This is a genomic window from Ramlibacter lithotrophicus (genome assembly GCF_012184415.1).
GTDB classification, from domain to species: Bacteria; Pseudomonadota; Gammaproteobacteria; order Burkholderiales; family Burkholderiaceae_C; genus Ramlibacter; species Ramlibacter lithotrophicus.
Genome location: NZ_VTOX01000010.1, coordinates 26,594 through 48,009, shown reverse-complemented (window position 1 = coordinate 48,009; position 21,416 = coordinate 26,594). Strand labels below are relative to the sequence as shown.

At 69.3% G+C, this 21,416-nt stretch carries 16 protein-coding genes and 1 tRNA gene; 6 read left to right on the top strand and 11 right to left on the bottom strand.

Translation table 11 applies throughout. From position 1 onward, the window contains the following. Positions 1-108: 108 nt before the first annotated feature. Positions 109-4,917 (top strand): NAD-glutamate dehydrogenase, encoded by a 4,809-nt coding sequence (locus RAMLITH_RS21255; RefSeq protein ID WP_168109454.1) that lies wholly within the window; start codon positions 109-111, stop codon positions 4,915-4,917. Positions 4,918-5,336: 419 nt separating this feature from the next. On the opposite strand, the gene RAMLITH_RS21250 is transcribed toward RAMLITH_RS21255, so the two are convergent. The 8 genes from RAMLITH_RS21250 to RAMLITH_RS21215 all read right to left on the bottom strand — a co-directional run bounded on the left by RAMLITH_RS21250 (position 5,337) and on the right by RAMLITH_RS21215 (position 12,032). Further along, entirely contained in the window at positions 5,337-6,383 is a 1,047-nt protein-coding gene (locus tag RAMLITH_RS21250; protein ID WP_168109453.1) for an ethylbenzene dehydrogenase-related protein, read from the bottom strand. 195 nt (positions 6,384-6,578) lie between these two features. Next, positions 6,579-6,668, bottom strand: a tRNA-Ser gene (locus RAMLITH_RS21245). 40 nt (positions 6,669-6,708) lie between these two features. After that, positions 6,709-7,959 carry a glycosyltransferase gene (locus tag RAMLITH_RS21240; protein WP_168109452.1) on the bottom strand — a complete coding sequence of 417 codons (1,251 nt, stop codon included), beginning with the start codon at positions 7,957-7,959 and terminating at the stop codon, positions 6,709-6,711. Between the two features lie 141 nt (positions 7,960-8,100). Further along, the gene (locus RAMLITH_RS21235) at positions 8,101-8,742 is read right to left on the bottom strand and encodes a hemerythrin domain-containing protein (RefSeq protein ID WP_337786187.1); all 642 of its coding nucleotides are present in this window, start codon (positions 8,740-8,742) and stop codon (positions 8,101-8,103) included. Between the two features lie 369 nt (positions 8,743-9,111). Continuing rightward, positions 9,112-9,336 (bottom strand): hypothetical protein, encoded by a 225-nt coding sequence (locus RAMLITH_RS21230; RefSeq protein WP_168109451.1) that lies wholly within the window; start codon positions 9,334-9,336, stop codon positions 9,112-9,114. Then, positions 9,333-9,989, bottom strand: a complete 657-nt coding sequence (locus tag RAMLITH_RS21225) for a hypothetical protein (RefSeq protein ID WP_168109450.1) — start codon at positions 9,987-9,989, stop codon at positions 9,333-9,335. The genes RAMLITH_RS21230 and RAMLITH_RS21225 overlap by 4 nt, the downstream gene beginning before the upstream one ends. Before the next feature lie 143 nt (positions 9,990-10,132). Then, the gene (locus RAMLITH_RS21220) at positions 10,133-11,362 is read right to left on the bottom strand and encodes a DUF4382 domain-containing protein (protein WP_168109449.1); all 1,230 of its coding nucleotides are present in this window, start codon (positions 11,360-11,362) and stop codon (positions 10,133-10,135) included. 196 nt (positions 11,363-11,558) lie between these two features. Next, positions 11,559-12,032: a hypothetical protein gene (locus tag RAMLITH_RS21215; RefSeq protein ID WP_168109448.1), complete on the bottom strand. Its 474-nt coding sequence runs from the start codon at positions 12,030-12,032 to the stop codon at positions 11,559-11,561. A gap of 356 nt (positions 12,033-12,388) precedes the next feature. Here RAMLITH_RS21215 and RAMLITH_RS21210 point away from each other — a divergent pair, with 356 nt between their 5' ends. Further along, positions 12,389-12,655, top strand: coding sequence for a GlsB/YeaQ/YmgE family stress response membrane protein (locus tag RAMLITH_RS21210; RefSeq protein ID WP_168109447.1), 267 nt, complete (start codon positions 12,389-12,391; stop codon positions 12,653-12,655). Positions 12,656-12,828: 173 nt separating this feature from the next. Here RAMLITH_RS21210 and RAMLITH_RS21205 read toward each other — a convergent pair whose 3' ends face one another. The 3 genes from RAMLITH_RS21205 to RAMLITH_RS21195 form a co-directional block, all read right to left on the bottom strand. Beyond that, complete coding sequence (locus RAMLITH_RS21205) at positions 12,829-15,123, bottom strand: NADP-dependent malic enzyme (protein WP_168109446.1); 2,295 nt, start codon at positions 15,121-15,123, stop codon at positions 12,829-12,831. A gap of 165 nt (positions 15,124-15,288) precedes the next feature. Continuing rightward, positions 15,289-16,500, bottom strand: a complete 1,212-nt coding sequence (locus RAMLITH_RS21200) for a pyridoxal-phosphate-dependent aminotransferase family protein (protein ID WP_168109445.1) — start codon at positions 16,498-16,500, stop codon at positions 15,289-15,291. A gap of 54 nt (positions 16,501-16,554) precedes the next feature. Then, entirely contained in the window at positions 16,555-17,259 is a 705-nt protein-coding gene (locus tag RAMLITH_RS21195) for a GntR family transcriptional regulator (protein ID WP_168109626.1), read from the bottom strand. Positions 17,260-17,605: 346 nt separating this feature from the next. Between RAMLITH_RS21195 and RAMLITH_RS21190 the strand changes: the two genes are divergently transcribed. The 4 genes from RAMLITH_RS21190 to RAMLITH_RS21175 are packed head-to-tail and all read left to right on the top strand — an operon-like array spanning position 17,606 to position 21,409. After that, on the top strand, positions 17,606-18,409 hold the full coding sequence (locus RAMLITH_RS21190) for an aspartate/glutamate racemase family protein (protein ID WP_168109444.1): 804 nt from the start codon (positions 17,606-17,608) through the stop codon (positions 18,407-18,409). Continuing rightward, a complete protein-coding gene (locus RAMLITH_RS21185) occupies positions 18,406-19,458 on the top strand; it encodes a TRAP transporter substrate-binding protein (RefSeq protein ID WP_168109443.1) in 1,053 nt (350 codons plus the stop codon). The genes RAMLITH_RS21190 and RAMLITH_RS21185 overlap by 4 nt, the downstream gene beginning before the upstream one ends. Continuing rightward, positions 19,455-20,114, top strand: a complete 660-nt coding sequence (locus RAMLITH_RS21180) for a TRAP transporter small permease subunit (protein ID WP_238344314.1) — start codon at positions 19,455-19,457, stop codon at positions 20,112-20,114. The genes RAMLITH_RS21185 and RAMLITH_RS21180 overlap by 4 nt, the downstream gene beginning before the upstream one ends. Then, complete coding sequence (locus RAMLITH_RS21175; RefSeq protein WP_168109442.1) at positions 20,111-21,409, top strand: TRAP transporter large permease; 1,299 nt, start codon at positions 20,111-20,113, stop codon at positions 21,407-21,409. Before RAMLITH_RS21180 ends, RAMLITH_RS21175 begins: the two co-directional genes overlap by 4 nt. Positions 21,410-21,416 lie beyond the last annotated feature (7 nt).

Sequence of the window (21,416 nt, the reverse complement as noted above, 5' to 3'; positions counted from 1 at the left end):
GCGGATCAGGCATTTGCGATCCGGGTCCGCCGGGCCTAGATTCAGGGTGCTGGCGGCGCGAGCGCGCCCGCCGCAAGAAATAGGGCTTCGGCCCAAGGAACGACCTCGATGAATGCTGCCACGCAAGCCGTCCACAACCGCCTGGCCGCCGTGCTCGCCCTCGCTGCCGCGCGGCTCGAGCCGGCCCGCCACCAGGTGATCCAGCAGATCGCCCCCGAATACTTCCAGCGCCTCGACCCGCAGGATCTCGCCGAACGCACGCCCGAAGACCTGCTGGGGGCGCTGCTGTCGCACCTGCAGCTCGGCGCGCAGCGACAGCCCGGCGAGCCGACGGTCCGCATCTTCAGCCCCACGCCGGGCGAGGACGGCTGGAGTTCGCGTCACTCGGTGATCCACGTCGTCAACGACGACATGCCGTTCCTGGTCGACTCCACGACGCTCGAGATCAACCGCGAGGGCTACACCCTGCACCTCATCGTGCACCCGATCTATGCGGTACGGCGCGACGCGCAGGGACGGCTGCTCAAGGTGTCGCCGCGCGACCAGGATCCCGAGGCGCCGCGCGAGTCGTGGATGTACGTCGAGATCGACCGGCTGGCCGACGCGGAACAGCGCGACACGCTGGCCGCGCGCATCCGCCGCGTGCTCGGCGACGTGCGGGCCGCCGTCGAGGACTGGAAGAAGATGGTGGCGCGGATGCAGGATGCGGTCGGTGGGCTGCAGCGCGCGCCCGGCGCAGTGCCGGCGGAGCTGGTGGCGGAGAGCCAGGCGCTCCTGCAGTGGCTGGCGGACGACCATTTCACCTTCCTCGGCTACCGCCAGCACGACCTGGTCCAGCAAGGCGGCGAGCCGGCCCTGCGGCTGGTGCCTGGCAGCGGCCTGGGGCTGCTGCGCGAAACGCCCGAGGAACGGCGCGACGGCGCCGTCACGCCGCTGCCGGTCGCGGCCCGGCAGGTGGCCACGTCCCCGGTCCCGGTGCTGATGGTGACGAAGGCCAACAACCGCTCCACGGTCCACCGCGCCGGCTATGCGGACTACGTCGGCATCAAGCGCTACGACGAACGCGGCGAGGTGGTCGGCGAGCACCGCTTCATCGGCCTGTTCACGTCCAGCGCCTACAGTGCGCGGGTCGCCGAGATTCCCCTGCTGCGAGGCAAGGTCGACGCGATCGCGCGGCGCGCCGGGCTGCCGCCCGGCGGCCACCTGTCCAAGTCGCTGCACCACATCCTGGAGACCTTCCCGCGCGACGATCTGTTCCAGATCCCCGACGAGGACCTGTTCGAGACGGCGATCGGCATCCTGTCGCTGGGCGAGCGGCAACGCCTGCGCCTGTTCGTCTGGCGCGACCCGTTCGAGCGCTTCGTCTCCTGCCTGGTGTACGTGCCGCGCGAGTCGTTCTCGACCGAGCTGCGGATCAAGTTCCAGCGCATCCTGCTGGGCGCCTTCAACGGCACGGTGATCGACTTCGACGTGCTGCTGGGCGAGACGGTCTCGGCCCGCATCCACTTCACCGTGCGCACCACGCCGGGCGAGATCCCGCCCTTCGAGCGCAGCGACATCGAGCGCCAGCTCGCCGCGGCCGCCCGGCGCTGGGACGACGAATTGCGCGAGCGCCTGGTCGAAGCGCGCGGCGAGGGCGAGGGGCTGGCGCTGTTCAAGCGCTGGGCGGCGGCCTTCCCGCCGGAGTACCGCGACCGCGTGCCGGCCGCGCAGGCGGTGCCGGACGTGCGCAAGCTCGCCACGCTGTCGCAGCAGGCACCGCTCGCGCTGTCGCTGTACCCGGTGGGGTCCGACCCGGGGGCGCTGGGGCTGAAGGTGTACCGCCGCGGCGCGCCGCTGGTGCTGTCTGACAGCCTGCCGATGCTGGAACACATGGGCGCCCGGGTGCTGTCCGAGGCCAGCTATCGCGTCGGCGCGCAGCGCGGCGACGAAGCCATCGCGGTGCACGACTTCCGCCTGCAGGCGCCGCTCAATGCAGAGTTCGACATTGCCACCCTGGCGCCGCTGTTCGAGGAGACGTTCGCCCGGGTGCTGCACGGCGAGGTCGAGAGCGACGACTTCAACCGGCTGGTGCTGCTCGCTGCGTTGTCGGCCGACGACGTGCTGGTGCTGCGCGCCTATGCCAAGTACTTGAAGCAGATCGGCTTCGCGCAGTCGCAGGCGACGATCGCGGCCACGCTCGCGGCGCACCCCCGCATCGCGCGCATGCTGGTGAGCCTGTTCAAGCTGCGCTTCGATCCGCAGCGGCACGACCACGCCGGCGCGACGTCGCAGGTCCACGCCATCGAGCAGGCCCTGGAGAAGGTGAGCAACCTGTCCGAGGACCGCGTGCTGCGGCAGCTGCTGGCGTTGATCCAGGCCACGCTGCGCACCAACTTCTGGCGCACCGGCCCCGGCAACAGCGGCACGGCCGGGCCGCGGCGCACCTTCCTGAGCATGAAGCTGGATTCGGCGCGGGTACCCGACCTGCCGCGGCCGAGGCCGCTCTACGAGATCTGGGTCTATTCGCCGCGCTTCGAGGGGATCCACCTGCGCGGCGGCAAGGTGGCGCGGGGCGGGTTGCGCTGGTCGGACCGGCCGGACGATTTCCGCACCGAAGTGCTGGGGCTGGTGAAGGCGCAGATGGTGAAGAACACCGTGATCGTGCCGGTCGGCTCCAAGGGCGGCTTCGTCCTCAAGAAGGCGCCGCCCGCCGGCGAGCGCGAGGCATTCATGCGCGAAGGCGTCGCCTGCTACGAGGATTTCCTGCGCGGCCTGCTGGACGTCACCGACAATCTGGTCGAGGGGCGGACGGTGGCGCCGCCGCAACTGGTGCGCATCGACGGCGACGATCCCTACCTGGTGGTCGCCGCGGACAAGGGCACGGCCACGTTCTCCGACTACGCCAACCGCGTCAGCGCCGAGTACGGCTTCTGGCTGGGCGACGCGTTCGCCTCCGGCGGCAGCGCCGGTTACGACCACAAGGAGATGGGCATCACGGCCCGCGGCGCCTGGGAAAGCGTCAAGCGCCACTTCCGCGAACTCGGCACCGACATCCAGCGTACCGACTTCACCGTGGCCGGCATCGGCGACATGTCGGGCGACGTGTTCGGCAACGGCATGCTGCTGTCGCCGCACATCAAGCTGGTGGCCGCCTTCGACCACCGCCACGTCTTCCTCGATCCGCAACCCGATCCGGCCGCCAGCCTCGCCGAGCGCCGGCGCCTGTTCGCGCTGCCGCGCTCGTCGTGGGCCGACTACGACGCGAGCCTCGTTTCGCGCGGCGGCGGCGTGTGGGCCCGGTCGGAAAAGTCGATCCCGGTCTCGCCCGAGGCGCAGGCCGTCCTCGGCATCGCGGCCGACCGCCTGACGCCGACCGAACTGATCTCCGCCATCCTGCGCGCGCCGGTCGACCTGCTGTACAACGGCGGCATCGGCACCTACGTCAAGGCCGCCGGCGAAAGCCATGCCCAGGTGGGTGACCGCGCCAACGACGCGTTGCGCATCAACGGCAGCGAGCTGCGCTGCAAGGTGGTCGGCGAGGGCGGCAACCTGGGGTTCACGCAGCGCGGACGCATCGAGGCGGCGCTGGCCGGCGTGCGGCTCTACACCGATGCCATCGACAACTCGGCGGGCGTCGACACCTCCGACCACGAGGTCAACATCAAGATCCTGCTGGGACTGTCGATCGCCGACGGCACGCTGACGATCGACCAGCGCGACCAGCTGCTGCCGACCATGACCGACGAGGTCGCCGCGCTGGTGCTGCGCGACAACTACTTCCAGACGCAGGCGCTGTCGGTGTGCCGGGCCATGGCGCCCGAGTTGCTCGACGAGCAGGTGCGGTTCATGCGCTTCCTGGAGAAGGCCGGGCGGCTCGATCCGGCGATCGAGTTCCTGCCGAACGAGGACGAGATCGCGCAGCGCAGGGCGCGCGGCCTCGGCCTGACGGCCCCCGAGCAGGCAGTGCTGCTGGCCTACAGCAAGATGTGGCTGTCCGACGAGATGGTGGATTCCGAACTGCCGGAGGATCCCTGGATCGCGAGCGCGTTGTACCGCTACTTCCCGGTGGCGCTGCGCGAGCGCTTCGGCGCCTGGATCCCGCGCCATCCGCTGCGGCGCGAGATCGTCGCCACCCACGTCGTCAACAGCATGGTCAACCGGGTCGGGCCGACCTTCGTCCACCACATGGGCGAGTTGACCGGGAGCACGGCGCCCCAGGTGGTGAAGGCCTACCTGCTGGCGCGCGAGGTGTTCGGCAGCGTCGACCTGTGGCAGCGGATCGAGTCCTTGGACAACAAGGTGACCGACAGCGTGCAGCGGGAAATGATCGTCGCCTGGCGCGCACTGGTGCACCGTGCCACGGCCTGGTTCCTGCGGTCGCGCCATCTCGACGAAGCCGCCGGCAGCGCGGCCGAGCGGCTGGCACCGGCCGTCGGCATCCTGCGCCGGCAGATGGGGCCGCAGTCCGGCCAGGAGGCGCGGGCCGCCACCTGGATCGCTGCCGGCGTGCCGGCGGACCTGGCGCGGGAGATAGCCGCGGCCGACCGGCTGTTCAGCGCGCTCGACATCGCGGAAATCGCCGGCGCCGGGCACGCCGACCTGGAAGTGACGAGTGCGGTGCACGCCGCCGCCGGCGACCGGCTCGGGCTGGAGCAACTGCGGCGCCAGATCGCGGCGCTGCGCGCCGAAAGCCACTGGCAGTACCTGGCCAAGGTGGCGCTGGCGGACGACCTGGCCGACCTGCAGCGCGCGATCACGCTCGACGTGGTGAGCCGCGGCGGCGGCGATGCCGCGCAGCGGCTGCAGGCATGGGAGCAGCGCGGCGCGGCGGCGATCGCCAGGTCGCGGCGGCTGCTGGCCGAGCTGGGCGATGCCGCCGGCGTCGACCTCGCCATGCTGCAGGTGGCGCTGCGCGAACTGCGCCAGCTCGGTTGAAGCAGTTGCGGGGTCCTCGCGGGCCCCGCAACTCAGCCGCGCAGGCCTTTTCCTACAGACGTTACGCCCGGACACCTACAGGCCGCCTGCTGAGGCGGGGCGTAGATTGAAGGCGTGAAAGCAGGCGAGGTGTGCGATGGAACAGCGGGCGAGGAGCGAACGGCCGGACCGCAAGCGGCGTGAATCGAAGCCGCGCGACGCCGGAAGCGGCGAAGGCGCCGCGAGCGCCCTGGCCAGCCTGCGAGCGCTGGAGCGCAGCCGCAACGCCTGTGCACCGGCGGAGGAAGCCCCTTCCGTGCCGGCCCCGGGCCGCCGCGGCCGCCGGCAAGCTCGCGGCGACTGAAGCACGAAAAGAAGCCCCCGCGCCAGGCGCAGGGGCTTGCCTGGTGAAAGCGGCGCGTGGCGCCGCTCCTGCTTTCCTACTTCCCGAACACCAGGAACAGCGCGTCGTCGTTCGTCGCGTGCCGGACCTGCGCGTTGTCGAACGCGGCGAAGCCGAACGGGTAGCGCGCGGCGGGCTTGTCGAACTGCACGTCGAACTTGCTGCCGGTGACGAGCTTGCGGCTCGCGACCGCGGTCCGCACGCCGTTGTTCCAGCTCTGCGTCACCTTCAGGTCGGCACGGTCGGCCTTCAACCCGTTGAGCACGTACGAGGCGACTTCGTCGCCCGGCTTGAAGTTGTCGACGAACGCGACCTGCTCGCCCGGCTTGATCCAGTAGGTCCCGCCGCCGGTGTTCGCCGCCTTTCCGTCCCGGTTCATGAACTCGGGCTTGCCGTTGACGAGCTTGATCTGCGTGTAGTCGCCCTGCGAGTCCTCGTTCTTGCGTCCGGCGTTGTTGCTCACGCCCTTCACGTAGCGCGTGTGGTCGACGTACTGGTCGTCGCCGAGTCCCAGGGGCACCGTGCGGGCGCCCTTGACGTGCCAGATGTCGCCGAGCTCGCCCGCGCTGGACGTGTACTTGTTGCCATAGGGCTTGCCCTGCCCTTCGTGGCACATCACGGCGCAGCCCTGCTCCTCGAAGCCCTTGATCGAGTTGTTGATCGACCAGATGACGGCCCACTTGTCCTCGTAGAACTCGGTCTCGTCGCCGCCCTTGTTGGCTGCGGCGACCAGCTTCTTCCACGAGCCGTCGGCCTGCTTCTGGTACGGCCCGCGGCGCACGGAATCGGTGGGGTCCTTGTACTGCACCAGCATGTACAAGGTGTCCGCCGTGTACACCGCCTTCAGCGTCGCGGTGGTTTCGCCCTTGCCGCCGAAGTTTGCACCGTCCGTCAGGTCCAGGTTCAGCGGCCTGGCCTGGGCCCACGCCGGATCGGCGGCGAGCGCGGCCGGGTTCGGCGCCTGCACGACCTTGGCGGCCACGAGGGTGTTCGGCGCGGCAGCCTGCTGGCTCACGCCCTGGCAGCCGGCCAGTGCGAACGTTGCAAGGATGGCGGCGGCGGTGCCGTGCAGTTTCAGGTTCATGGTTTTCCCTCTCGATGACAAAGGACTGGGTGGCCCGCCTGACTGCGGAACCACCTCCCGTCACCATGATTGGGAACGATATGGAACGACCGCCTCTTGAGAAAGATCATGTGCCGCGAGGGTGGCTACAGGCACCCGGGCCGGCATCGCGAGCGGCTTGATGCGGCGCAAGCCCCGGCGGAGACCGGCGTCACCTGGCGGAGAGTGTGAGATTCGAACTCACGGACGCCTTGCAGCGTCGCCGGTTTTCAAGACCGGTGCAATCGACCGCTCTGCCAACTCTCCGAGAGCGCGAGTTTACTGCTGTCGATGCACCGGCTGGACCTCAAGCCGCCGACGCCCGCTTCGCCGCCGATGCCGTGGCGGCGGCGGGCAGCACGGCGGATGCGGCCGCTTGCGCGACCTCGGCCAGGTGCGGCGCGGTCTCGTGGTTGGTCGGCGCATTGGCGGCGCTCTGCGGCGCGACCACCTTGTCGGACAGCTCGCGCACGCGGTCAGCGGCGGCGATCAACTCGCCCATCGCAGCCGCGGTGGCATCCCACGACGTGCGTGCGACGATTTCCGCCAGGGCCCTGGCATGCTGCGCCTGCTCGCCGGGCGTGCGGGCCAGGATCTTCTCGCAGGCCGCGACGTACTCGTCGACCGTGTCGGCGATGGCCACCAGGTGGCCGTACGGTTCCACCACGTCGCGGATCGACGTGCTCACCGACGGCCGGCCGCACGCCATGTATTCGAGCGTCTTGGTCGGGCTGATGAAGCGGGTGGCCTCGTTCAACGCGAACGGCAGCAGGCACACGTCCCAGCCGGAGATCAGCCCGGGCAGGTCGTCGTAGCTCTGCTGGCCGAGCCAGTGGATGTTGGGTCGCTGCGGCAGGGTGGCCGGATCGATCTTGACCACCGGGCCGACCATCACGATCTGCCAGTCGGGATGGCGCTGCGCCATGCCGTCGACCAGTTCGAGGTTGACGCGTTCGTCGATGACGCCGCAGTACCCCAGTCGCGGCCGGGCGATGCCGCCGAGCAGGCGGTGGTCCTCGGCCCGGGCGAAGTGCTTCGCATCGACGCTGCTCGGAAAGCAGTGCACGTCCGGGTGGCGGTTGCGCTTCGCGTTGTAGAGGCTGCGGCCGCCGGTGAACACCAGGTCGGCCATCTTGAACAGGGCGTTCTCGCGCTGCACCAGCTGTCGCGGCGCGTGCTTGAACAAGGTGAGTTCGTCCATGCAGTCGTACACGACGCCGCGCGGCGCGAGCTCGGTCGCCAGCGGCAGGGCCATCGGCGTGTAGAACCACACCCAGTAGTCCGACACGCCTTCTTCCGCCATGGCGTCGCCGACCATCCGCTGCAGCGCCGGCAGGTGGTCGTCGTGGAAGCCGGGCGCGTCGCCCGCGACATGCGGCCGCCAGACCTGCACGTTGGCGGCCGGATCGAAGCGCTCGAGCCCGTTCTGCCCCGCCCTGAGCACCGGCTCCTCGATGAAGATCACGCGCCATCGCTGCGCCAGCCGCGACAGAAGGTGCTGCGGCCGCTGGTAGACGAAATTCCAGCGCAGGTGCGAAAAGACGACGAGTGTATTCATGGGTACTTCCTTGTTGGAGGGTGTTGGACAGGCGGTGGCGGCCGGCCCGCGGACGAGCCCTGGCCGCGGCCATCGGCATCGCGCCTGCGGACGGCGCCATGCCGTGCTTGGGGGAGTCGGCATGGAGCTGTCAAGGCAGGCTCAGAAAGGGGAGACGGAAGGTTCCGGGCGCGTGGCGCCGCGGACCGGAGCGCGCGGTGATCCGGACAGCAGGTAGCCGGCCGCGAGCAGGGCCCCGGCGCCGAGCACCAGGCCGCCGGCGCTCATCGAGCGTGCCATGCTGCCGGCCAGCTCGCCGCCGCGCGACGCGGTGAGCTGCAGCCGCCGCTTCGTCATTTCGGCCCCGAGGTCTCCCAGCTGGTGCGCCAGCACCCGCTCGGCCGTCGGCAGCAGCAGCGTCTCCTCGTCGGCCACGTGGTGCATCACGGCGTTCATCAGCTGGTAGAAGGCCTCGTCGAACGAAGTCTCCTCCGGTTGCAGGTGGCGCAACTGGCTGATCAGGCGTCGCACCTGGTCGTGCTCGGGCACGCTCTTGCTCATGAAGTCGCTGTCCGCGATCGCGCGCAGCGCCGGGTAGAAGATCTCTTCCTCCAGCTGTGCATGGATCTCGAGTGCCACGCACACGGTGTCCGCCAGGCCCTTCTTCACCCGCGGCGCCGTGTCGGGATGGTACTGATGGAAGGTCGTGAGGACATGCGTGTGGTCCATCCGGATCATGTTCGTCACGCTGGGACTCATCCGGCTGAGCAGGTGGTTCATGGCGGCCTCGGGTCGTTGCGTCAACCGCCTATTGAACTGCCTCGCGCGAGCGCCGCGTGTCGGACACAGGCTCGTCATTGCATCCGCGGCGCGGTGCCCCCGGCATGGCCGCGCGCGCACCCTCGGCGCTGTAGGCAAGTGCCTACCTCGTCGCGTTTCGTGCCTACCGCCAGCGCGGCAGCTGCCTACCGCAACAGGGGCCCGCGTCGCGCAAGCCGCGGCCGCAGGCGGGCATAACGTGGCGGCATCAACAACCGAATGTGGAGATCGAAATGCCCGTCATCCTCTGGCTTCTTGGCGTCCCGCTCGTCGTCATCGTCCTGCTGATGCTGTTCGGCGTGCTCTGACGCCACCACCCGGGAGCGCCTGGCGCGCTCCCGCCAGTGCGCCGCGCTACGGCCTGCGCTTGACCTGCTCGAGTTGCTCGAGGTTGCGGCCCGACGTGGCCCCGCGATCGCCCTCCGCAGCCTCGTGGCCAGCCGCCGGCCCGCTGTGCCGGTCCGCTTCCCGGTTCTCGTAGGGCTGCCGGCCCTGGCCGCCGTCCCAGTTCATTTCGCTGGGCGCACCGTGTTCCGCCTTCGCGCGTTCAGCGTCCTTGCCGGAAATGCCGTCGTTCATGCAATCCTCCCTGTGTCCTCGAACGTGGGTCGCGTGGCGGCGTACACGCGCAGGGTTCGCCGCATCTCCAGCGTGCCGGGCAGCACGTACGCCACGCCGGCCTGCTGCCGGAACGCCTGCAGGTGCTGGTCGTAGAACTCGCCCGTGACATGGAGGGACCTGCCGTGCACCCGGCCCGCGTGGTGTTGCACGGCAACCGGCTGGCGCTTCCAGGACGGCGGCGCCGCCAGCAGCGACAGCGTGTCGTGTTCGTTCGCCCACACGATCGCGCCGGCGTGTCCCGAGCGGCGGGTGTCGGCGACGAACCTTCCCGCGGGCGCACCGTCGTCGGCCCATTCCGGACTGCGCAGGATCGGCGTGCTGCCGGCCAGCCGGCCCTTCGCGTCGAACGCGAAGACCCGCCCCCGCGCCTGGTCGATCACCACGAACGGCAGGCCGGCATGGTCGTTCTCGCGGATCGCCCAGGCGGTGACCTGGCGCACTTCGGCCGACCAGCCTTCGCGGGCGAGGTCGCGATCCAGGAAGTTCAATGCCTGTTCGGTCGCGGCCCCGGCCTGGCGGTCGTACCAGGCGCCGATGCCGGCCAGCGACACCAGCAGGCAGCCGGCAAACACGAGACCGGCGGGCGCGGTGAGGGAGCGTCTTCTTTTCACGGACGTACAGGGTAGCGGGGACGGCGGTCCCGTTTGTAGGACCACGCCGCGTGAACACCGTGTTGCACGGTGGCGGCGGGCGAAAAAAAGCCGGGCACGTGGCCCGGCTGTGCAGGAAGCCGCTTGCCCGGCCCGCTAAACCATCACGGCAGGAAGTTCAGGTTCCCGGACGTGGTCGCGGTGCCCAGGGTCACCGAGCGCTCGACGGCCGTCCGCCCCGGCGCTTCCGCGCGCAGCGTGTACTTGCCCGCGGCCGCGGCGTCCGGCGTGAAGGTCGCCGTGGCGGTACCCGCCGCGTACGTGCCTTTCAGCGGAGCCGCGAGGGGCAGGCGCATGCTGTAGGTGCCGTTGGTCGCGTCGACGGCACGGGTGGCCACTTCGATAGTCGGCCCGCCGGTCAGTGCCTGCAGCGCGCGCACGTCGGCGTCGGTCACGGCGACCGAGGTCGTGCTGCTGCCCGACACGCTGGTCGCGGTCACCGTGCCCGTCACGTCGGCCATCGAGGACACCGGCGGCGCGAAGGCGGTGGCGGTGCCGTTGACGACCGTCGTCGTGGTGCCCGCCGGCACGCCGGTGAGCACCGTGGTGGCGCGCCCGTCGGAGGTGATGACGAGCGTGTACGTGCCGGCCGGCAGGAAGGGGATGTTGAACTTGCCGGCGGCATCGGGCACCGTCGAGCGGACCGTGGCACCGTTCTGTTGCGCCGCGACCGTCGTGCTGCTCAACGACAGCGTGGTGGTGACGTAGCCCATGACGCCGCTGGCGATGCGCGGTACGACGGAAATCACCGGCTTCAGGTTGTAGCGCCCCGAGTTGCCGGCCTTGACGACCGACTTGCATGCGTCGAAGTCGAGCACGAGGTCCGCCGACTGCCCGGCCGCCACGTCGACGTTGGCCTTCAGCTTGAGGCCGCTTTGCATGGCGCTGGGTGTGGCCAGCGCGGTTTCCTGGCCGCCGATCGGCTTGACGGCGTTGGCCAGCGCGCCGCTGCCCGAGGCCGCGTTCTCGGCGAGCACCAGGCGCACCTGCGAGTAGCGGCCGGGAGGAAGCGTCATGCTGCCGAGTTCCTCGAGCACGCCATTGGTGAGGCTGACCAGGTCGATGCGCCTGGCGGGCGAGACAGCCAGCTCGTGCCAGCCGCCTTCGGCGTCGCCCGCCGTGCCGCTCTGGTGCACACGGACCTTCTCGACGGTGACGAACACGTTCTCGTAGCAGCTCGGCGCATCGGTCAGCGCCACGCGCAGGGCACCCTGGGTGCCCACGTCGCCGCCGTCACCGCCACCTCCCCCGCACGCCGCCAGCGCCGCCGCGGCACCCGCCACGGCCAGCCACCGGGTTGCGCCACCGCGGCTTTCGTTCCTCTTGAGGCTCATCTCGTCTCTCGGTTGTTGAGTGGAGCTCCATCCTCCCCGTCCCCGGCGTCCCCTGGTGTGAGAAAGTGACGAAAAACACGATTTGGCGGCACGCGCGCGTGAATTCGTTACACAAGCTGCCCGGCATTAACACTCGCCGTGGGCGGCCGGCCACAAAAAAGCGGGCCCATGGGCCCGCTCGATTCGCGTTGTCGCGTTACTTCGCGGAAGGCACCAGCACCACCGGCTCGTCCGTCTTGGGTTCGATGGTCACGGACGAAGCGCCGGGGGGGAGCACCACCGTTTCGACTTCCCGCAGCACGCCGCCGCCGGCGACGCTGCCGGTCGCGTTGCCATAGCCCATCATGCGGGCCTGGCAGGCGGCCTTGTCCTCGCCGGCCAGCGGCTCGCAACGCGCCACCTTGTTGGCGTCGAACCGGGCGCCGGCGTTGTCGAGGGCGCCCCGCTTCTTCTCGGCCTGGGCGTTGCGTGCCTCGCGCAGGCAGGTTTCGCGATCCTGCTGGGTCTGGCCCGACATGCAGGCCTGGACTTCCTTCTCGTAGTGGCCGGTGGCGTCGATGGCGGTCGGGCCCGCGGTGACCTGGGCCGTCGCGGCCGTCACGGCGAGCAGGGCGGCCACGCCGAATGACGCGAGGCTCTTGCGCGAGCGGGTGGCGTCGATTGCCTTCATGATGTTCTCCTTCGCGTGGTTCTTCGATGACTGCAGTCTAGGAACCGCCGGTGCGCGACCGTGCCGGAGAGCGCACTGCTTTCGCGGCGGCCGGGTACCGGTCGCGCCGTAGGACTCCGCTTGCAGCGCGCCCGGACGCGCGGCCGCGGATTTCAAGCTCAGCATGAGTAGGGCGCGTCCGACGCGGCGACGCGATGCCCGCGCACGCTGAGCCTTTACAGGCGACTACGCCGCGGCAATGGGCCGCCGACCATATTGCGCTTCACCGGCCGTTCGTTTTGGCGGCGGGTGGTCGAAACCCCTCGGGGAACGGCCCGCTATCAACAACACGCCGTTCGCGGCATAGGAGTCTGAAGATGAATTTCATCATTTGGTTGATCGTCGGCGGTATCGTCGGTTGGCTCGCCAGCCTCATCATGAGGACCGACGGCCAGCAGGGCATCCTGCTCAACATCGTGGTCGGTATCGTCGGCGCCTTCATCGGCGGCTGGCTGATCTCGCCCATGGTCGGCACCGGCACCATCAACGACGGCTTCAGCATCGGCTCGTTCATCGTGTCGCTGATCGGCGCGGTGATCCTGCTGGCCATCGTCAACCTGTTCCGCCGCGGCCGCGTCCGCTAAGCAGAACCCCACGGCGCCACTCCTCGCCGCCGCACAGGGCTGCCGCAGCAGGCAGCCCGGCCGGCCGGCCCGTGACACAGCTTTCAGGCGCCCGGTGCCAGCCGGGCGCCTTGTTTTCCGTTTGACCCGCGAACAGCCCGGCGGACGTTGATGCGTCCGCCGGCTGCGTTGCGTCAGGCGTACGCGACGCCCGCGGCGGCCAGCGCCGCCATGTTGAGGACCCGCCGCACCGTCGACGACGGCGTGAGCACGTGCACCGAGGCGGCGGCACCCAGCAGGATCGGGCCCACGGTGATGCCATGGCCTCCGGTCATCTTCAGCACGTTGAACAGGATGTTGGCGGAGTCCAGCGTCGGGCAGATCAGCAGGTTGGCCTCTCCGCTCAGGCTGCTGTCCATCAGCGCGCCGCGGCGCACCGCCTCGGACAGGGCCGAATCGCCCTGCATCTCGCCGTCGCATTCCACGTCGGGCGCCATCTTGCCGAACAGGTCGCGCGCCAGCCGCATCTTGCGGGCCGAGCCGCGCGACGACGAGCCGAAGTTGCTGTGCGACAGGAACGCCACCTTGGGCGGTAGTCCGAAGCGCTTGACCTCGTCGGCCGCCATCACCGCGATGCTGGCGAGCAGCTCCGCGCTGGGATCGTCGTTGACGTAGGTATCGGCGATGAACAGCGTGCGCTCCTGCAGCATCAGCGCGTTGAGCGTCGCGAAGCCGGGCGCGCCCTTGGCCGTGCCGATCACGTTGCGGATGTGGTCCAGGTGCTGGTCGAAGCGCCCGACCAGGCCGCACAGCATCGCGTCGGCGTGGCCGAGGTGGATCGCCAGCGCGCCGATCAGGGTGTTGGAGCGCCGCACGGCCGCCTTGGCGGCCTCGGGCGTGATGCCCTGGCGGCCCATCATGCCGTGGTAGGTCTCCCAGTACTGGCGAAAGCGCGCGTCGCTTTCCGGGTTGACGCACTCGACGTCCTGGCCCAGCTTCATGCGCAGCCCCGCTTTTGCGATGCGCGCCTCGATCACGGCCGGACGGCCGATCAGGATCGGCGTGGCGACGCCGTCTTCCAGGGCCGACTGGGCCGCCCGCAGCACGCGCTCGTCCTCGCCCTCGGCGAACGCCACGCGGCGCTTCGCCTTCGCGGCCTTGGCGGCCTCGAACACCGGCCGCATGATCATGCCGGTCTGGTAGACGAAGCGGGTGAGGCTCTGGCGGTAAGCGTCGAAGTCCGTGATCGGCCGCTCGGCCACGCCGGATTCGGCGGCCGCCCTGGCGACCGCCGGCGCGATGCGAAGGATCAGGCGGGAGTCGAACGGCGTCGGGATCAGGTAGTCCGGTCCGAACGACAGCTCCTTGCCGGCGTAGGCGTTGGCCACTTCCTCGCTGATGTCGGCCTTGGCCAGGTCCGCGATCTCGCGCACGCAGGCCAGCTTCATCGCCTCCGTGATCTTGGTCGCGCCGCAATCCAGCGCGCCGCGGAAGATGTAGGGGAAGCACAGGACGTTGTTGACCTGGTTCGGGTAGTCGGAGCGGCCGGTCGCGATGATGCAGTCGGGGCGCACCGACTTGGCCAGCTCGGGGCGGATCTCGGGCTCCGGATTGGCCAGCGCCAGGATGATGGGCTTGGGCGCCATCGTCTTGACCATCTCCGCCGTCAGCACGCCCGGGGCCGAGCAGCCGAGGAACACGTCGGCGTCCTTTACCGCGTCGGCCAGCGTGCGGCCGTCGGTGTTCTGCGCGTACTTCGCCTTCGACTTGTCGTAGCCGCCGGGCCGGCCTTCGTACAACATCCCCTTGGAATCGCAGACGTAGACGTTGTGTCGCTTCACCCCCAGTCCGACCATCACGTCCAGGCAGGCGATGGAGGCCGCGCCGGCGCCCGAGACGGCGACCTTCACGTCGCCGATCTTCTTGCCGACCAGCTCCAGTCCGTTGAGCAGGGCGGCCGACGAGATGATGGCCGTCCCGTGCTGGTCGTCGTGGAACACCGGGATGTTCATCCGCTCGCGCAGCTTGCTCTCGATGTAGAAGCACTCCGGCGCCTTGATGTCCTCGAGGTTGATGCCGCCCAGGGTCGGCTCCAGCGCCGCGATGATGTCGACCAGTTTGTCCGGATCGGTCTCGGCCAGTTCGATGTCGAAGACGTCCACGCCGGCGAACTTCTTGAAGAGGCAGCCCTTGCCTTCCATCACCGGCTTGCCGGCCAGCGGACCGATGTTGCCCAGGCCCAGCACGGCGGTGCCGTTGGTTACGACGCCGACCAGGTTGCCGCGCGAGGTGAACTGCGCCGCGAGCGACGGATCGGCCTGGATGTCCAGGCAGGGGTAGGCGACGCCGGGCGAGTACGCCAGCGACAGGTCGCGCTGGTTCGACAGCGGCTTGGTCGGCGTGACCGAGATCTTGCCCCGGGACGGCAGGCGGTGGTATTCGCGCGCGGCCTCGCGCAGGGCTTGTTCGGCCTGTGACAGTTCAGCCATGGAATGCTCTCCTTCTTGCTCGACAGCCTGAAACGCTACTCCATCATGCGACATGGGCGCCTGCCTGGAAACATGGGCGCTTCAAAAAACCATGTTGATCGCGCAATGCCTTGCTCTGCGTCATGTTCCCGCTTCGGCCGCGGCGCGGTGCCGCGGGGGATGGATTCACCCAGCGCGCAGCTCGCTGCCGGTCGCCGCAAGATGCTCCATGGCCGCCGCGGTGCCGCTCTCGCGTACCCGCACTCCCGCCAGCTTCAGTCCCATCTCGCAGCCGCCCACCGCGGCCAGCAGCGAGAGGTCGTTGCAGTCGCCCAGGTGGCCGATGCGGAACATGCGGCCCTTGACCTTGCCGAGCCCGGTCCCCAGCGACAGGTTGAAGCGCCGCCAGATCAGGTCGCGCACCCGGTCGGCATCCACGCCTTCGGGCATCACCACGCCGGTGAGCACGGGGGAGTACAGCTTCGGGTCGGCGCACTGGATCTCCAGGCCCCAGGCGCGCACCGCGGCCCGGCATGCCTCGCCCAGACGGGCGTGGCGGGCAAACACGTTCGGCAGGCCCTCGGCCTGCAGCATCTGGAGCGCTTCCGACAACGCATAGAGCAGGTTGGTGTTGGGCGTGTACGGCCAGTACCCGGTCTTGTTGGACTCCAGGATCTCGTCCCAGCCCCAGTAGGAGCGCGGCAGGCGCGCCGATTTCGACGCCGCCAGCGCCTTGGGCGACAGCGCGTTGAAGCTGATGCCCGGCGGCAGCATCAGCCCTTTCTGAGATCCGCTCACGGTGACGTCCACGCCCCATTCGTCGTGGCGGTAGTCCACGCAGGCCAGGCTGGAAATCGTGTCGACCATCAGCAAGGCGGGATGGCCGGCCGCGTCGATCGCGCGCCGCACCGCGGGGATGTCGGAGGTGACGCCGGTGGACGTTTCGTTGTGCACGACGCACACCGCCTTGATCGCGTGGCCGGTGTCCGCCCGCAGGCGGTCGGCGATGCGCCCGGCATCCACGCCGTGGCGCCACCCCTGCGCGCCGGGAAGGCCCAGGAATTCGGGCTGCAGCCCCAGGCGCAGCGCCATCCTGTGCCAGAGGCTCGCGAAATGGCCGGTCTCGTACATCAGCACCTGATCGCCCGGGCTGAGCGTGTTGACCAGCGCGGCTTCCCAGGCACCCGTGCCGGAGGACGGGTACACCACGACCGGATGCTGCGTCCTGAAGACCGCGGCCAGGCCCTGCAGCACCTGCCGCCCCAGCGCGCCGAATTCCGGCCCGCGGTGGTCGATGGTGGGATAGCTCATCGCGCGCAGCAGCCGGTCCGGCACGGGGCTCGGTCCCGGAATGCCCAGGAAGTGGCGGCCGGCGGGATGGAAATTCAGGTTCAGCATGGGGCGCTCCTTGGGTGGTGCGAGCACGCTGCCGGGCCCGGCCCGTGGCAGCCGCTACTCGCGGAAGATGGCCTCCAGGTCCACGTCGACCGCGTGGCTGTCGAGGTCCAGGCTGTGCTCGATGTGATCGAGGTGGGCCAGCATCAGCTTTTCGGCGCGCGCGCGGTCGCGCTTCGCGATCGCGTCGATGATCAGTTCGTGCTCGTCGTTGCGGCAGCTGGTCGAGGTCGGCGCGTCGTAGAGAAAGATCGTCAGGCACGTCAACATGCACAGTTCGCGCATGGTCCGGGCCAGCGCGGAATTGCCGGCCAGTTCGGCGGCGAGCGTGTGGAACTCGCCCGAGAGCCGCACCATCGCGCGCTTGTCCTCGCGCCGGTGGGCGTCGGCCTCGAGCTCCTGGTGCTGCCGCAGCCGGGCGATCTTCTCGGGCGTCAGCGTGTCCACCAGGCGCCGCAGCACCGCCGGTTCGATCAGCCGGCGGGCCTCGAACACGTCGCGCGCCTGCTCCTTGGTCGGCTTGGCGACGAACGCGCCGCGCTGCGGAAACAGCTCCACGATCTGTTCGTGCGCGAGCCGGGCCAGCACTTCGCGCACGCGGGCCCGGCTTACGCCGAAGATGTCGGCCAGGCGCTCCTCGCCGAGCTTGGTCCCGGGATGCAGCCGGTGCTCCAGGATCGCGACGTAGATGCGCTCGTAGATCTCGTCGACGGTGTTCTCGCGCTCGATGCGCCGGGTGTTCTTGCGCGCGCTGGCAGGCATGGGCGGGGCGGGGGTGACCACGGGCGTGTGCATTCTAGCGACGGCCCTGCGGCGTGGTTTCACCAGTTCCATGGGGCAACACTGTGCCACTGCGCTGGATCAATTGTCAACAACGGTGTAGACATATATTCGCGCTTTGCGCTCCCCGCCATGATTTCTCCCTCGGAGCGTATACAGGCAAACCCGGATGAGCAACCCACTGGGCGTGTCGGGATTTGACGGATCGCGGTCGCTTCGACAGAATGCCGCGGAACTGTTGTCGACAATCCTGTATGCAATCCGTCGCACCGTGGCCAGGCCGGTTCCCTGCGGGAACGAGCCCCGCCACGCGCCTCGAGGCCTCCAGATGCGGCTGCTGCTGATCAACCCCAACATCTCGGCGAGCGTGTCCGCGCTCATCGAGGCGGAGGCCCGGCGCAGCGCGGGTGCCGGCACCGAGGTCGAAGTGATGACGGCGCGGTTCGGGGTCGCCTACATCGAGACGCGGTTCGAGGCCCTGGTCGGGGCCTACGCCGCCGCGGAGCTGGCCGCGGAACACCATCACCGTTTCGACGCCGTCGTGGTCGCCGCGTTCGGCGACCCGGGACTCGTGGGGCTTCGCGAAGTGCTTCCGGTGCCCGTCACCGGCCTCACCGAAGCCGCACTCGCCAGCGTTCAACTGCTCGGCGGGCGGTTCTCCGTGATCGCGATCTCGCACCGGATCCAGGCCTGGTACCGCGAGGTGATCGAGGCCAACGGCTTCGGGGCGCGGCTGGCCAGCATCCGCTCGCTGGAAGCGCCGCTGCAGCGCATCGACCGCGTCCAGCAGGAACATGCCCCGGCCTTGCAGGTGCTGGCCGAACGCGCCGTCCGCGAGGATGGCGCCGACGTGATTGTGCTGGCCGGCGCCCCGCTGGCGGGCCTCGCGCGCAGCGTCAGGTTGCCGGTGCCCGTGGTCGACGGGGTGGCCAGCGCCGTGCGGCATGCCGCCAACCTGGCGGCGCTGCGCGGCGCCCACCCCGAAGGCGGGAGCTTCGCGCCGCCGCCGACCAAGCCGAACCAGGGACTGTCTCCCGCCATCGCCCGGCTGCTGGCCGGCGCCAACGCCAATCCTCACCCGCCGGCGACGGACTCGCCGACTCCCGTCCACCAACCACGGAGCTCCCCATGAAGTTGCGCACCACATTCCATACGCTGGCCGCATTGCTGCTGGCGGCCGCCCTCACGCCGGCCGCGCAGGCGCAGGAGCGCATCAAGTTCAAGGCGATCGGGCAGCCGCTCGCCACCGGCCTGATCCAGAAGAACAAGGAGCAGCCGTTCTTCGAGAACTTCGGCGCCCGCACCGGCCTGCCGATCGACGTCGACTACAAGCCGGTCGACACGCTAGGCATCAAGGACACCGAGCAGCTGCGCATCATGAAGGCCGGCCTGTTCGACCTGGTGTCGCTGCGCATCGCGCAGAACACGCGCGACGAGCCGACGCTGCTGGGCCTGGACCTGGTCGGCGCGAGCCCCGACTACGCCACGGCGCGCAAGGTCGCCAGCGCCTATTTCGACACCATAGACAAGCGGCTGCAGCAGCAGTTCAACGTCAAGCTGATGGGCCTCTGGCCGTTCGGCCCGCAGGTGCTGTTCTGCAAGAAGCCGATCACCAAGCTTGCCGACGTCAAGGGCATGAAGGTCCGGGTCTACGACCAGAGCCTGGCCAAGTTCATCGAAATGGTGGGCGGCACCCCGGTGCCGGTCGGCTTCGCCGACACGCACCAGGCGCTCTCGCTCGGCGTCGTCGATTGCGCCATCACTGGCGCCAGTTCGGCCAACTCCGCCGGCTGGCCCGAGGTGAGCACGCACCAGATGCCCATCGGGTTCCAGATGGCGCTGAACGGCTACGCCATGACGATGAAGTCGTGGAACGCGCTCAAGCCCGACCAGCAGGCCAAGCTGAAGGCGGCCTTCGACAAGCAGACCGAGGAAGTGTGGAAGTACTCCGAGGAGCTGTTCCAGGATGCGCTGAACTGCAACACCAACAAGGATCCGTGCACCACCGGCAAGAAGTTCAAGCTGGTCAACGTGCCGGTGTCGCCCGCCGACCTCGAACTGGTGCGCGGCGCCGTGACCAAGGTGTCGTTCCCGGCCTGGGCGGAGGTCTGCGACAAGTCGAACCCCGGCTGCTCGCAGCAATGGAAGACCACCGTCGGCCCCGCGATCGGGATGAAATGAGCTCCCGCGCCGACAGCACCGACATGCTCGGCGCGCGCCCGCTGGAAGCCCCCGCCGCCGCGGCGGGCGCTTCCACCAGGGAGCGGATCGAGGGCCTCCTGGGCACCGTCTTCGGCCTGGTCTTCCTGGCGCTGGCCTTCGTGGTCACCGTGGAGACGCTGGCGCGCAAGCTGTTCAACGTGTCCCTGCAGGGCGCCGACGAGCTGGGCGGCTATGCGCTGGCGGTGGGCTGCACGATCGCCTTCAGCCTGGCGCTGATGGGGCGCAACCACATCCGCGTCGACGTGTTCCACGAGATGTTTCCGCCGCGCGTGCAAGGCTGGCTGAACTGGATCTCCATCGTGTCCATGGCCGCCTTCGGCATCTTCATCGCGGTGGTGGCGTTCAAGGTCATAGGCGACACGCTGCAGTACCGCAGCACGGCACCCACGCCCTGGCAGACGCCGCTGATCTGGCCGCAGAGCGTCTGGTACGCCGGGCTGGTGGTATTCGCCCTGGTCGCCACGGGGTACGCGCTGCGCGCCACAGCACTCCTGTTCGGTGGCGACCTGGCGGCGCTCAACCGCGACTTCCATCCCAAGAGCACCAAGGAAGAACTGAAGGCGGAGCTCGACGACCTCAGCGCGCGCCAGGGCGCCGGCGGGAGAGCGCCATGAACGTCGGCATGATCTCGCTCGCGTTCTTCGCGATGCTCGCCATGATGCTGGTCGGCATGCCGATCGCGGTTTCCATGGTGCTGGTGGGCATCGTCGGCGGCGTCGCCGCCTATGGCATGCCGTTCATGGACTCGATCGCGCCGGTGGTCTGGGGCGTGCAGAACGAGAACCTGCTCACCTGCATCCCCCTGTTCGTGCTGCTCGGCGAACTGCTGCTGCGCTCGGGCATCGCCGACCGCATGTACATCGCGCTGTCGGCCTGGCTCGGCCGCCTGCCCGGCGGGCTGCTGCACACCAACATCGGGAGCTGCGCGCTGTTCGCCGCCACGTCGGGCTCCTCGGTGGCGACCGCCGCGACCATCGGCACCGTTGCGCTGCCTTCGCTGCGCAAGCGCGGCTACCCGATGCGCGCGTCGCTCGGGACGCTGGCCGCCGGCGGCACGCTGGGGATCCTGATCCCGCCGTCGGTCAACATGATCGTGTACGGCTCGCTGACCAGCACCTCGATCGGCAAGCTCTTCATCGCCGGCATCATTCCGGGCCTGCTGCTCACGTCGGCATTCATGTTCTGGATCTACGTCTCCAACGTCGCCAGCGGCAACCCCATGCGCGAGGAACCGGTGCCGATGAGCGCGCGGGTGCGCACGCTGGCCTACCTGGTGCCGCCGCTGGTGGTGTTCGGGATCGTGATGGGCAGCCTTTATTTCGGCATCGCGACGGCCACCGAAAGCGCCGCGCTCGGCGTCGTGGTGGCGCTGTTCTTCGTCTGGCAGTCGGGCAAGCTGACCCGCGAGGTGATGCGCACCTGCTTCATTTCCACGGCGCGCATCAGCGGCATGATCCTGCTGATCATCACGGCGGCGTTCATCCTGAACCTCACCATCAGCCTCACCGGCGTGGCCGACGCCATGACCAAGTGGGTAACCGGCCTGGGCCTGTCCGCCACCGGCCTCATCTTCGCGCTGATCGTGTTCTACCTGGTACTGGGCATGTTCATGGACGTGCTCTCGATGCAGGTGGCCACCATCCCGATCACCTTCCCCATCGCCACCGCCGTCGGCGTCGACCCGATCTGGTTCGGCATCTTCATCGTGCTGATGTGCGAGATGGGAATGATCACGCCGCCGGTGGGCATGAACCTGTTCGTGGTCCACGGCATCCGGCCGGACAAGGGTGGCATCGAGGACGCGATCTGGGGCGCCTTGCCGTACGTAGTGATCATGCTGCTGTTCACGCTCCTGATGATGGCGTGGCCGGCGATGGTCACCTGGCTGCCCGGCAAGATGGCCGGATAGGGGAGAA

Bases quoted from the DNA above. Each gene is read 5' to 3' on its own strand.
- RAMLITH_RS21205 (WP_168109446.1), bottom strand. From the start codon at position 15,123: ATGGCTGAACTGTCACAGGCCGAACAAGCCCTGCGCGAGGCCGCGCGC.
- RAMLITH_RS21215 (WP_168109448.1), bottom strand. From the start codon at position 12,032: ATGAAGGCAATCGACGCCACCCGCTCGCGCAAGAGCCTCGCGTCATTC.
- RAMLITH_RS21220 (WP_168109449.1), bottom strand. From the start codon at position 11,362: ATGAGCCTCAAGAGGAACGAAAGCCGCGGTGGCGCAACCCGGTGGCTG.
- RAMLITH_RS21195 (WP_168109626.1), bottom strand. From the start codon at position 17,259: ATGCCTGCCAGCGCGCGCAAGAACACCCGGCGCATCGAGCGCGAGAAC.
- RAMLITH_RS21210 (WP_168109447.1), top strand. From the start codon at position 12,389: ATGAATTTCATCATTTGGTTGATCGTCGGCGGTATCGTCGGTTGGCTC.
- RAMLITH_RS21190 (WP_168109444.1), top strand. From the start codon at position 17,606: ATGCGGCTGCTGCTGATCAACCCCAACATCTCGGCGAGCGTGTCCGCG.
- RAMLITH_RS21240 (WP_168109452.1), bottom strand. From the start codon at position 7,959: ATGAATACACTCGTCGTCTTTTCGCACCTGCGCTGGAATTTCGTCTAC.
- RAMLITH_RS21175 (WP_168109442.1), top strand. From the start codon at position 20,111: ATGAACGTCGGCATGATCTCGCTCGCGTTCTTCGCGATGCTCGCCATG.
- RAMLITH_RS21250 (WP_168109453.1), bottom strand. From the start codon at position 6,383: ATGAACCTGAAACTGCACGGCACCGCCGCCGCCATCCTTGCAACGTTC.
- RAMLITH_RS21255 (WP_168109454.1), top strand. From the start codon at position 109: ATGAATGCTGCCACGCAAGCCGTCCACAACCGCCTGGCCGCCGTGCTC.
- RAMLITH_RS21230 (WP_168109451.1), bottom strand. From the start codon at position 9,336: ATGAACGACGGCATTTCCGGCAAGGACGCTGAACGCGCGAAGGCGGAA.
- RAMLITH_RS21180 (WP_238344314.1), top strand. From the start codon at position 19,455: ATGAGCTCCCGCGCCGACAGCACCGACATGCTCGGCGCGCGCCCGCTG.
- RAMLITH_RS21200 (WP_168109445.1), bottom strand. From the start codon at position 16,500: ATGCTGAACCTGAATTTCCATCCCGCCGGCCGCCACTTCCTGGGCATT.
- RAMLITH_RS21185 (WP_168109443.1), top strand. From the start codon at position 18,406: ATGAAGTTGCGCACCACATTCCATACGCTGGCCGCATTGCTGCTGGCG.